Annotated in this window: 8 protein-coding genes; 2 read left to right on the top strand and 6 right to left on the bottom strand. The window is 54.1% G+C overall.

The window, feature by feature from the left end:
• Positions 1-46: 46 nt before the first annotated feature.
• The 6 genes from HY913_19635 to HY913_19610 form a co-directional block, all read right to left on the bottom strand.
• Positions 47-595 (bottom strand): 2-oxoacid:acceptor oxidoreductase family protein, encoded by a 549-nt coding sequence (locus tag HY913_19635; GenBank protein MBI4965499.1) that lies wholly within the window; start codon positions 593-595, stop codon positions 47-49.
• Positions 596-919: 324 nt separating this feature from the next.
• Positions 920-2266 (bottom strand): pyruvate carboxylase subunit B, encoded by a 1347-nt coding sequence (locus HY913_19630; GenBank protein ID MBI4965498.1) that lies wholly within the window; start codon positions 2264-2266, stop codon positions 920-922.
• A gap of 370 nt (positions 2267-2636) precedes the next feature.
• The gene (locus HY913_19625; protein MBI4965497.1) at positions 2637-4541 is read right to left on the bottom strand and encodes a propionyl-CoA synthetase; all 1905 of its coding nucleotides are present in this window, start codon (positions 4539-4541) and stop codon (positions 2637-2639) included.
• Positions 4542-4734: 193 nt separating this feature from the next.
• On the bottom strand, positions 4735-6648 hold the full coding sequence (locus HY913_19620) for a cation acetate symporter (protein ID MBI4965496.1): 1914 nt from the start codon (positions 6646-6648) through the stop codon (positions 4735-4737).
• 14 nt (positions 6649-6662) lie between these two features.
• A complete protein-coding gene (locus HY913_19615; protein MBI4965495.1) occupies positions 6663-6914 on the bottom strand; it encodes a DUF485 domain-containing protein in 252 nt (83 codons plus the stop codon).
• Between the two features lie 1262 nt (positions 6915-8176).
• Positions 8177-10900, bottom strand: a complete 2724-nt coding sequence (locus HY913_19610; protein ID MBI4965494.1) for a PAS domain S-box protein — start codon at positions 10898-10900, stop codon at positions 8177-8179.
• Between the two features lie 621 nt (positions 10901-11521).
• Between HY913_19610 and HY913_19605 the strand changes: the two genes are divergently transcribed.
• Together HY913_19605 and HY913_19600 are read left to right on the top strand one after the other, a co-directional pair.
• On the top strand, positions 11522-11827 hold the full coding sequence (locus tag HY913_19605; GenBank protein MBI4965493.1) for a nucleotidyltransferase family protein: 306 nt from the start codon (positions 11522-11524) through the stop codon (positions 11825-11827).
• Positions 11817-12170 (top strand): DUF86 domain-containing protein, encoded by a 354-nt coding sequence (locus HY913_19600; protein ID MBI4965492.1) that lies wholly within the window; start codon positions 11817-11819, stop codon positions 12168-12170. The genes HY913_19605 and HY913_19600 overlap by 11 nt, the downstream gene beginning before the upstream one ends.
• Positions 12171-12184 lie beyond the last annotated feature (14 nt).

The raw sequence follows: 12184 nt of genomic DNA, 5'->3' as shown, positions 1-12184 counted from the left end.
AATGCATCGAGCTTTGTAGCTCGAGGACTATGCAGTCCGTTGCGCGTCACTCCGCGATTGCGGTTTCCGTAAATGCCTTTTCCATTGCTTCAATGTTTCTCGGCGCGATTTTGCCGAACCGGCGTTTGAATGGCTCTTTGAGCCAATCCACAGACAGCAGATTCGTCCCCTTTATGAGCGCGCCCACCATGGTGGTGTTGGTGATGGGAAGTCCTATTACCTCTTTGGCTATGCTACTCGCGTCCACTAAGGCCATTTTCCCCTCGTACCCGAGCTTTTTTCGGATTGACGCGGGGTCACCGGAAGAATTGATGATAAGGATTCCTCCATCGCGGATACCTTCCGCGGGATTGGCGATCTCCAGCAGTGAAGGATCCAAAACCACTACCACGTCGGGACGGTAGATCTTTGATCTTAACCGAACAGGCTGATCGTCCACCCTGGCAAAAGCCACGACAGGAGCGCCCCTTCTTTCAGGGCCGAAACTCGGGAACGCCGTGGCGTACTTGCCCGCGTCGATAGCTGCTTGGGCAACAAGTTCGGCCGAAGTCACGGCCCCTTGACCGCCTCTGCCGTGGAATCTTATTTCAATCATGTTTCCTCCTAATGATACGAATGCGCAATAAAAGAGGTAACTTCCGGAACCAGTCAGTCTTGCAAAATCCCCCCAGCCCCCCTTTAGCAAAGGGGGGTAATGCAATGACTTCCCCCCCTTTATAAAGGGGGGACAGGGGGGATTCTAACGGCCAACCATAACTCAGATCCCTCCTAGATCGCTTCTTTGACGGCGCATTGGTGTAACAACCTGGAGCTATGCGTATTGCTCGACAAAAACTGTCGCTGCGACCTGCCGCAGCCTTGACGAAAAGTGCCGGCTGCCTAGTCGGTCTTTCACGAAAAACGGAAAAGAGCCTACGATTTACGCGGCATCCTTGGTCTTTTCTTCGAAATACCCCGACGCCTCATGAGGGAAAATGGCGTGAATGAGGATTTCTTCTGCAGAGAGGCCGGGAAACTTTTTTTCCAGCGCGGGCCACATGGGAGGCATCAGCTCTGCCGGACGCAGGGTCACAGGCTTCTCGCCCTTGAGCACTCTATCTTGCAGCTCCTTGTTCACGGGCGCGGGTGTCTCTCCGTAAAGGCCTTTCAGAAGGTTTGCCGTGTGGTTGGCTATGATCTTGTATCGTCCGAGAAGGACATTGAATGTTGCCTGCGAAACCACTATCTGCGATGTCGGCGTGACCAGAGGTATCCACCCAAGGTCTTCCCGCACTCTTGGGATCTCGTCCACGATCTCGTTCAGCCTGTCCAGAGCGTTCTGAAGCCTTAGCTGGCTGCTGAGATTGGACATAACCCCTCCCGGGATCTGAGTCACCAGCATCTTGCAATCCACACCGCTGTACGGAGCTTCGAACTCGTTGTAATAAGTCCTGATGATTTTGGCTTCTTCCGCGGCTTTGGTAAGTTTCTCCAGGTCGCAGCCCGTTTGGTAACCGAAACGGTGCAGAGAGTAGACGAGAGATTCCGTACACGGATGCCCGGTACCACCCGAGAATGGGCTGAGCACCGAATCGATCATGTCGCATCCGGCCTCTACGGCCTTGAGGACGGACATCATGCCCATTCCGCAATTGTCGTGGGTGTGAAGGTGTATGGGAACATCCACTGCTTTCTTCAGGCTTGAAACAAGCTCATAGGTCGTCTGAGGATCTATCAGACCTGCCATATCTTTAATTGCAATTTGATGAACACCCATGTCCTCCAATTTCCTGGCCTTGGACACGAACTTCTCGATTGTGTGCACAGGGCTTATGGTATAACAAACCGCTCCCTCCGCGGTCTTATCAACGGCCCTGACGGCCTTGACCACAGCCTCATGGTTTCTTATGTCGTCCAGCGCGTCAAAGATGCGAAACACATCTATTCCGTTGCGGGCAGCGGCCTCAACGAACTTTACGACAACGTCGTCCGGAAAATTCGAATAAGCCACTATATTCTGCCCGCGAATGAGCATCATGCTTTTCACATTGGGCATGGCCTGTTTTAGAGCGCGGGCTCGTTCCCACGGATCTTCTCTCAGGAAACGGACACACACGTCGAACGTGGCTCCGCCCCATGTTTCAGCGCCGTAAATTCCGGTGTCCGCCAGTTTTGTCGCAACCTTCAGAAGATCATCAAGCTTGATGCGTGTGGCAACCTTGCTCTGGGAGCCGTCTCTGAGAGTAATATCGAAGATCTTGACCTGCTTCCCTTTCTCCGCTTCCATCAAATCCTCCTGATCTCGTTTTTACATGGATCTAAAGCCGCCATGACCGGCGGCGTCGGCTATCAATCGTAACAGTTCACCGGGCTTCCACGCCTCCTCGCGGTGGAAGCCCGGTGAACTGTTACCATCAATCAAATTAGACGCCAGAGGGGAATGGGTCAAAAGCCCTCTGGCGCCATCGGACGGGATTGTTGCCGGTCCTATGATTTATTCCCTGCCTTATACCAGTTCGCCATTTTCCCTATAAGACAGGCGGCATGTCCCTTCCGCTGCGAACGGCGGACCTGACTTCGCTCCAGAGACATGCCACCTGTCCACCCAAAGTCAGGTTATTTATTGCGAACTGGTATTAAATAGGCCTTAAACCCCGTCAGCCGGCGGCCTTCTGGGCATAACCGATTTGTTTCAAAGCCTCTTCGATTTCATTCAGACTCGTCGGGTCATCTATCGTGGCAGGGACACTGTAGGGCTCCGAGTCGGCTATCTTTCGCATGGTGCCGCGCAACACTTTGCCTGACCTAGTTTTCGGCAGCCTGCCGACTACGACGGCCTTCTTGAAGGCGGCGACAGCTCCAATATCCTTGCGTACCATTTGGACCAGCTCGGCAACGATCTCGTCTTTTGATCGATTGACTCCTGCCTTGAGGACTACAAACCCAAGGGGAAGCTGACCCTTGAGATCATCGGCCGCACCGATCACCGCGCACTCGGCAATGTCCGGATGATTCGACAGGACCTCCTCCATGCCTCCTGTGGAGAGTCTGTGACCCGCGACGTTGATAACATCATCAGTGCGTCCCATGACAAATACATAACCATCCTCGTCGATGTACCCACCGTCTCCGGTTATGTAATACCCGGGAAATGGCGCCATGTACGACTCGACAAATCTCTGGTCATTGTTCCACAAAGTCGGCAAGTTTCCGGGTGGGAGCGGGAGTTTTACCACGAGGGCGCCCATCTCGTTGGGGCCGAGTTCTTTGGCACTGACGGGATCCAGGACCTTCAAATTGTATCCCGGCATAGGCATGGTCGCCGAACCCGGCTTTGGCGGAAAATACTCCAGACCTTTGAAGTTGCCGCAGATTGCCCAGGCGGTTTCGGTTTGCCACCAATGGTCGACGACCGGTTTTTGAAGCAGTTGGGTGCCCCAATGATAGGTGTCCGGGTCCAGCCTTTCACCCGCGAGGAAAAGCGTTTCAAACCTGGAGATATCGTAATTCTTCAGATATTCTCCGTTGGGATCTTCTCTCTTTATGGCTCTGATGGCGGTGGGCGCGGTGAAGAGAGCTTTGACACCGTGCTGGGAAATGACCCGCCAAAACTGTCCCGGGTCCGGAGTGCCGACCGGTTTACCCTCATAGACTATGGTCGTAGCGCCTTTCAACAATGGAGCGTACACGATGTACGAGTGGCCCACCACCCAGCCAACGTCCGAGGCAGCCCAGTATACGTCTCCCGGATCTATGTTGTAGATGTGCTTCATGCTCCAGATCAATGCAACTGCGTGTCCGCCATTGTCTCTGACCACACCTTTGGGCACCGCGGTCGTTCCGGAAGTATAGAGAATATACAATGGATCAGTGGAGGCCACGGGAACGCATTCCGCGGGTGTGGCATTGGTTTCCATCTCGTTCCAGTCGAGATCTCTGCCCGGCTTGAGGTCAGCCTTGGCCTGGGGCCTTTGAAGAATAATGCATTTTTCCGGCTTTGGTCCCGCGAGTTGGATAGCCTCATCCAGCAGGGGTTTGTACGGTAAAACCTTTTTCCCCTCGATTCCGCATGACGCGGACAGAATGACTTTCGGGGAAGCGTCGTCGATTCGTATCGCCAGCTCTTTCGGTGCGAAGCCTCCAAAAACCACCGAGTGGACAGCGCCCAAACGGGCGCAGGCGAGCATGCCCATCACGGCTTCGGGGATCATCGGCATGTAGATGAGAACTCGGTCACCCTTGTTTACGCCCAGGCTCTTGAGAGCGCCTGCTAGCTTGGAAACCCTTTCTTGAAGTTCGGAATAGGTATATTTCCGGATGGTGTCGGTTACCGGGCTGTCGTAGATGATCGCGTTCTGATTGCCCCTGCCTCGAAGAACGTGGCGATCTACAGCATTGAAACACGTGTTCATCACCGCGCCGGGGAACCATTTAAGAAATGGGGTATTAGATTGATCCAGCACGCGGTCCCATTTTTTGTCCCAGTCAATTTCCTCGGCGGCTCGTCCCCAGAAAGCCTCCGGGTTTTCCAAGGATTCTTTGAACGCCTCTTTGTATGTCATATTGACCTCCAGACAACTTATCTGCGGGTTTTTCCTCTCAGCTTAGTGAATGGCGGTTCAACCAGGACCCCGCCTGAAGGTCCCTTGGTTGAACCGCTCGACCAACCGCCTCAGCCTGAAATAGATGGCCTCTCGAAAATGCCCCCTCGGCCACAACCTGAAGCGGCGTTCCGTTCAATTCGGCCCTGAAAGCCTAGTGACTCACTGCCCCAGCGGCCCCGATGCCAGTGGTCTGGCGAACGTAGAGTTCGTCAAACTGGTCCTGCTCCCGTTTACTTGGAAATAGCCAGGCAAAAAACCAAGCCGCAAAAAGCCCTGCGGGAATGCACACGATGGCGGGGACTCTCAATTTGAACCAAGGTTCGTCCAGCCCGAGGAGGGAGGTGCCGTCTTTGTTCTTCTCGTACGAGGCTTTGGCCTTTTGCAGATTGGCCTTGTCTGCCTCGCTCAGAGTTGCGCCTTCAGCCTGCTTCTTTTCGAGCGTTTGCACAATCTTCATGTCTCCTGCCGCAATTAGCTTCGGATATTGCATGTTGGGCGAGACAAGAACCAGACCTATACCGACAAAGGTTCCCACCATTAGTCCGGCACAAATTCCCGCTGTGCTCATTTTCTTCCAGAATAGAGAGAGCACAACAGTCGGCAGGACTCCGGCAGCGGACACTGCAAATGCCAGCGCAACCAGGTGAGCCACGTTTTGTGTTTCTGCCCAAAGTGCGATGAGCAGTCCAGCGGTCCCTACGCAGAATGCGGCTATCCTGGCGGCTATTACCTGCTGCTTCTGCTCTGCCTTGCCGTCTTTGATTATGTTTGTGTAGATGTCGTGGGAGATCGCAGCGGAAGAAGCAAGCACCAGACCGGAAACCACTGCCAGAATGGTCGCGAAAGCAACCGCGCAGACAAAAGCCTGGAAGAAGTCCCCGAATAATGGGTGGAACCAGTTACCCAGGTACCGAGCCAGAAGTGGGTTGGCCATGTTTCCGGAAGGGTCTACCGCGGTAATTCCCTGGGGGGTCAGAAATAGTGCGGCGCCGTAGCCCATGACCGTTGTCAGTATGAAGAAGGTAGCTATGAGGAACATGGACACGACCACTGACTTCCGAGCGGCTTTGGCGTCCGGCACCGTGAAGAAGCGCATAAGGATGTGAGGCATTCCCGCGGTGCCCAAACAGGTGGCCATTCCGAGGGAAACTTGATCCCACACGTTCTTCAGGAACAACCCCGGCTCCAGGAATCTCTGCCCGTAATCGAATCCGGGTTGAGCCACCGCTTGCTGCAAGTGCTTTATTCTGACCCAGTCTTGAATTTGAGGGCTCGCTGCGACTTCGTTGAAGAGCCTTACCGGATTGAAGCCCAGTTTGGCGAGAACGAGAATGGAAATTATGACGCCGCCACCCACGAGCAGAGCGGCTTTTATGATCTGAACCCACGTCGTGGCTATCATTCCACCGAAAACCACGTAAATGATTATCAAAATGCCCACTACCACAATGGATAATGTGTAGTCGATTCCCACCAGGAGATTCATCAGCTTGCCTGCGCCCACCATTTGTGCCGTCAGGTAGAAGGTGGATACGGCAACGGTCGCGATCGCAGCGCAGGCACGAACCGGTTTGGGGTTGGCCCTGTAGCAAAGGACATCTCCCACGGTGTACTTGCCTGAGTTACGGCAAGGTTCCGCCATGACCAGGAGAACGGTCACGAAAGCCACCATCCAGCCGGTGGGATACAGGAACCCGTCAAGCCCGTTCAAGCAGATGAGTCCGGCCATGCCGAGAAACGTGGCAGCGGACATGTAATCGCCCGCGATAGCCCAACCGTTCTGCCAGGCTGTGATGGAAGAGCGGGCCGCGTAGAAGTCCGCAGTGGTCTTGGTTCGCTGGGCCGCCCAATAAACTATGTAAAGGGTGATTCCGATAATTACGATGAACATCCCCAGAGTGAGGGCCTTGTTGGCCTTTGCTGAAGCGGGAGCCGCCGGGGCCTGGGCCACCACGGCGTTGGCAATTGCGGTCTCAGGATCGGCAAAGGTGGTCCCCGGGTCCGCGACGGTAATCAGTAAGCCCATGCAGAGGGCTAGAATTATCAAACAGCATACTTTCTTCATCTGGCTCTTCCTCCTCATTTCAGCTTCAGCTCGTCCAGCAATTCGCCGGTGAGCCTGTCCGCAGTCTTGTTTGCCCAGTAGTCGTAGTAGATGGCGATAAACAAGCAAACACCGTACTGCGCCAGGGCATACAGGTACAAGAGGGGAATGTGCCCGATAATCTGCTTGTTAAAGAAGTCGGACTGCTCAGTGGTATAGCCCGCTGCAATCGGGAGGCCGAAATAGAATATGGTGGAAAATAACCACCACCCGATGAGGAAAGACATCTTCCTTCGAGAGATTTCCTGAAATTTAGGATTGTTAGCTATTGCAGTCCAATCCCGGTCCGGAGTGAAATCTGTTTGTGCCACCTTCAACACTCCTTTCTCATCTCGAGATAAGCTGGAACGCCGCCTGTGGTCGGAGGCGTTGCATTGCTGTTGACCTGCTCAAGCGGCTCTGTTGTTCGGCACAAACTATCCCCTGTAGTGCTCGGGCCGCTCAATGCCGCACCAATTGTTTCCGGAAAGTCTTGTTTTAACGGGGTAGTGACAACCGCAACCTCAAGGGAGGCTACCCGGGTGGCACGGCGACAACGGAAGGTGGAGAACGCCCTGTGGCAACGACGAAGAAGATCGTTCGGCCTGGGATTTCAGGCGACTCGGAGCGAGAATGTCTGCGTTTTGCAGTATGTGCAACGGCTATGACCAACAAAACCCTGTGCAATTTGTATCCGCAGCGATTTGAAGACCAACGCCTGGCATCTTCCCTGAGAGACTGCAACGGGTTGGGTAAAGGAATTAGCAGAAGGGCTACTACCGTCAAGCAAACATATCTCTGACGCGGAGACAGAGGCCGCACGGCAGAGTGTCGGATTGTCTTGATCGCGCGTTCTATCCCACCCCAATATATGATGAAATTCGACGCACGCGTCCTGGCAAACGATTTCTTGAGTTTCCAGAATTCCAAGAGCTGCGGCTCGACACAGAAATCCGCCAAAGCAGGGACCTCTCTGCCGGGACCGGAAAATGCGAAGCGCTTTTTTCGCAGGTATTCCCGGTGCAATCTGCCAGGCGATTTGGTATTGGTTCTAAGGGTTGTTAAGCGCACTAGATCCTCGGCTAATCAGGCTTCATTCGTGCCAATGCCCTGGCGTGGAATTCTGTGGGGGATGGTCACCCCGATTCCACGGGGTGACCTCATCCATGCAAGGAGTCATAATGTCGGCAACTTAGAACCCCTGGGTCTTTTTTCCGGTTTTGACGCCCGAGACAGTCCCCATCGCCCGGCCGTCAAACTCAAGGCCGACACCAGAACCTCCTCCTTTCAGAGAAAAGGAGTGCCCGTCTAGCTGCAAGGGATATGCCAATCCAAGGGCTGACAGGTGATGCCGATTAATAGTCGATATATCAACATATTAGGATAGGACTGGACGGTGATGGAGATTTGGGGGGAGGGGCCGCATTTTTCGTTCATGTGGGGGCAACGCACCCACATGGAAGTATTTGGTGAATTATCTGCGTGAAATCAACTTATTATCGTGGTAGCTCTACACCCAGCGACCTCGCTCCCCATCGGGGGGTTGCCGTCGCTCCAAATCGAGCGACTTCATGTGGTATCTGAGTGCATCTCGAGTTACCCCGAGAGCCCGTGCCGCGGCCGAAACATTCCCGTCGCAACGCTTCAGGGCCTCAACAATCATTGTTCTTCTTGCCGTTTCCAGCGCCTGGTTCATGCTGCCGGAGCCCGACACATCGACTGAAACGGGAATCTCCTTGTCATCGCCGGCCTCATCGGCCTTTCTTTTCGGAATGCTGATGTCGTCCGACTTGATCACATCGCCACGGCACAAAATGAGGGCCCTTTCCAGAACGTTCCTCAGCTCTCGAACATTGCCGAACCACTCGTACCTGGAAAGTGCATCCAGTGCCGAGGCATCCAGGATAGGAGGCACAGAGCGTCCCAGTTTCATGGAGAGGTTTTCCAACAGGTCTCGGGCCAGAAAAGGAATATCGTCCTTCCTCTCTCTCAACGAAGGAACTCGGATTACGAAAACATTAAGCCGATAGTACAAATCCTCTCTGAACCGGCCCAGTTCCACTTCATGTTCCAGGTCTCGGTTGGTGGCTCCTACTAACCTGGCATTGACCTGGATGGTCTTCTCTCCCCCGACACGAGTAAAAGATTGGGTGTCCAGAAACGTGAGGAGCTTGGCTTGAAGTTCCTGGGAAAGTTCACCCACCTCGTTGAGAAGGAGGGTCCCGCCTTCGGCCATCTCCAGCAGCCCTCGCTTTCTCCCACGAGACCCTGTGAAAGACCCGGGTTCGTGGCCGAAAAGTTCCGACTCGGCAATGGAGGCTGTCAGAGCTGCACAATTTAACGCAAAAAACGGCCCGCCCGCTCTCCTCGAATGATCGTGGAGATATTTGGCCAGGAAATCCTTTCCACTGCCGCTCTCTCCCAACAACAGCACTATACTCTCGCTTTGGGCCGCGAGTCGGACCTGCTCCAAAGTGCGTTCCATAAGCGAGGACCTGTATCGGGCCACGGGGCGTGGACAGGGTTGTTCCAAGGCTCTCCGCTCGGTGACGTCACGGGCAATCCCGCAGATGCCGATCGTTTCTCCCCAACGGTTGCGCATCGGCACTCGGATACAATGGAACGTTTTGGACAGGCCGGAGGTGCTCAAATTGTATGTTGCCTCCACCACCTGCCCGCCAAGGACCCGGTTTTCCAGGTCCATGATGTAGTTTGCTTCCTGTTCCCCGAAAATTTCCTCACCGGTTTTCCCTATGACTTCCGATTCGTCCAACTCCAATGTCCTGAGGTATCCCGGGTTGACATGAGTGAACACCAGGTTTCTATCCTTGAGAAAGATCAAGTCCTGGGCGGTCTCGAAAACCGCCCTGAACCGCTCCTCGCTTTCAGATAGTGCATCCTGAGCGTGTTTTCGGTCGGTTATGTCTTCCACAATGGCCTGAATTCCGTTGACTCGACCCAGGTTATCCTTTGTGGGAACCATGTGAAATCTGAGCCAGGCGGACTTCCCCCATTTGCTGGTGTACGAGCACTCGAATACACGAGAGCCGGTTTCCAGGCAGCGACGGACTTCCTCCGAGATCCCGGCTTCGACCAGCGGCGGGTGCGTGAGCAGGTTGACGGCCTTGGTTTCCTGCGGCGATGGCGATCCCAATATAGTCAATAAATTGGAGTTAACCTGGATTATTCGGCCCTGCAAGTCACACGAGATAATCCCCAGAGGAGCGTTTTCGACCAGCATTCTGTACCGCGATTCACTCTCTCTGAGTCTTTCTTCAGCGTGTTTTCGTTCAGCAATTTCAGACAGGAGTTTTTCATTTATTTGAGCCAGTTCCGCTGTACGTTCCTCCACCCTGAGTTCAAGTTCGCCGTAGGCTTTCTGGAGGGCTTCCTGGGCTCTCTTGCGTTCGGTGATGTCACGGTGAATGACGATGCTTTCACTTATGCTGCCCGCACGGTCGCGCAGTATCGCAGTCCTGAGCTGGATCTCAAGGACCTTCCCGCTCTTGTGAATCCGCTTGGTTTCGAGAAGGACTTGTTCACCTTCAAAGGTTTTCTGCCACGCGGCCAGGGTCCTTTGCTTTTCTTCAGGCGGAACAAACTCGATAGAGCGGCCCAGTACTTCCTCCTGGGACCATCCGTAAAGCTGAGAAAAACCGTCGTTAACGTAAGTGGCGTTGCCTTGGGGATCATAGGCAACCACGCCATCCGGAATGGAGTTTATCAGATGAGAGTACCGGGCTTCGCTCTTCTTCAGAGCTATTTCCGCGCGCTTGCGATCCGTGACGTCTCGTGCCACTGTCTGGATCTCGACGAGGTTCGCCTCTGGATCGAATATTCCTTGGAAGGTCCAGTTAATCCATCGTAACTCGCCGGGCCGTACCGCGATCTCGTGCTCACATCGAAAATTGGGTTTTGCGGGCTCAAGCGATCTGATCCGGCTCTGCACTTCCAAGGCATGTTCGTCAGTCATGCAGTCGAAAAAGCTGGCGCCCAGCAATTCCTCGTCGGCCGTTTGAAAGAAGCCGATATATGCCCTATTTACGAAGGTTAACGTTCCATCGGGCCAGAACCTGGCGACCGGATCTGTCTGATCTTCAACAATTTGTCTGTAACGGGCTTCACAGTCTTTCCACGCGGTCTCGAAGGCGTCCTTCTTGGCAACGTCCTTGTCGAACGCGCGTTCTCGAAGAGATTGTCCGTTATTTGTCCCACGGCGGATAGTGCTGTCCACGAGGACCTCCCCAGGTTTCCTTTGTCGGCGTTCGTGCGTTTGGAGCAAGCACGAGTGCCCTTTCGGAGAAATGAGAAGACGTGATTGGTTCTATAATTGGCCATTAGGATAGCATCATTGCAGGATCGTGACAAGAATGTGGCCCTCGGTACAATCCGGGACGACGCGGAGCCACAAGATCCGGCAGAAAGCCATTTCACCGCAGAGCACGCAGAGAGCGCAGAGAATAAGAAGAGAAAAACGGACACGCACCTCTACTCGCCGCGGTTCACAATCACGAAAAAAGGGGACTTGCCTTGGCCATTCCGGTCCACTATATAGTCTGTAAAAACTCTGGAATCTGGGAACGCTTCCCTTATTTCTCGATCTGAGGCGCAAAAGGGCTGAACAAAGAGGAGCCGGAGTCGAGAGCATCGTAAATGATTGGCTCAGAAAGAGCATATACCTGTTACAGAGTGGCAAATAAAGCCCCCAGAACATCGACGCTTGGACCGGGGTATCTTTCTACTCCCAGTGGATTGTTGGCGTTTGCAAAGTCATCGGAAACGTGTAATCCTGATGGGGCTTGCCAATGTGTTCATTTGCACTGACACGCGGCAGGGTCTTCAGACAGGAATGATGATGAACGAATCGGTACCCCTTCACATTCCAATCGCAGAGCTGGCAGGCATCTGCCGCCGCTACCAAGTCCGGGAGCTTGCGCTGTTTGGGTCCATGCTAAACCCGGACCAATGTCCCGAGGGTGATATGGATCTGCTAGTCAGCTTCCAGCCGGCAGCGAGAGTCACCTTTTCAACTTTGGCCAGAATGCAGCGCGAACTGGCAGCACTTTTGGGCCGCAAGGTCGACTTAGTCCCCAAAGACGGGCTCAAGCCGGTTATTCGTGACCATGTTCTGGCCACGGCACGAGTGCTATATGCGGCGTGAACACCTCTATTTACAGGACATCCTTGAGGCCTGCGACATGATTCAGGCATTTCTCAAAGGGATGGATGCCGCCACGTTCCTAGCCAGCGAACTCCACAAGGCTGCCACACTCCAAAAGCTCATGGTCATTGGAGAGGCGGCTGCCCATCTCCCTCAGGAATTCCGTGATACGCATCCGCAGATAGAATGGCGGGACATAGTGGCGTTCCGCAACATCGCCGTCCATGCATACTTTGCTGTGCAATGGGACATTGTGTGGTCAACGGCCACCGATGAAGTTCCGGTGCTTCGGCGGCAGGTCTGGGAAATCATCCAGGGCGAAAGCCTGGACCAGCCTGAGTAAACGGCACAGAGGCC

Origin of the sequence: Desulfomonile tiedjei, from assembly GCA_016212925.1 — a bacterium.
GTDB lineage: Bacteria > Desulfobacterota > Desulfomonilia > Desulfomonilales > Desulfomonilaceae > JACRDF01.
The sequence above is the reverse complement of the archived record's forward strand: the minus strand, read 5'-3'. Positions and strand labels throughout refer to the sequence as shown.

Excerpts from the sequence above, each read along its gene's own strand:
- HY913_19600 (MBI4965492.1), top strand. The coding sequence starts at position 11,817 with ATGCGGCGTGAACACCTCTATTTACAGGACATCCTTGAGGCCTGCGAC.
- HY913_19635 (MBI4965499.1), bottom strand. The coding sequence starts at position 595 with ATGATTGAAATAAGATTCCACGGCAGAGGCGGTCAAGGGGCCGTGACT.
- HY913_19620 (MBI4965496.1), bottom strand. The coding sequence starts at position 6,648 with ATGAAGAAAGTATGCTGTTTGATAATTCTAGCCCTCTGCATGGGCTTA.
- HY913_19625 (MBI4965497.1), bottom strand. The coding sequence starts at position 4,541 with ATGACATACAAAGAGGCGTTCAAAGAATCCTTGGAAAACCCGGAGGCT.
- HY913_19630 (MBI4965498.1), bottom strand. The coding sequence starts at position 2,266 with ATGGAAGCGGAGAAAGGGAAGCAGGTCAAGATCTTCGATATTACTCTC.
- HY913_19605 (MBI4965493.1), top strand. The coding sequence starts at position 11,522 with ATGAACGAATCGGTACCCCTTCACATTCCAATCGCAGAGCTGGCAGGC.
- HY913_19615 (MBI4965495.1), bottom strand. The coding sequence starts at position 6,914 with ATGTCTTTCCTCATCGGGTGGTGGTTATTTTCCACCATATTCTATTTC.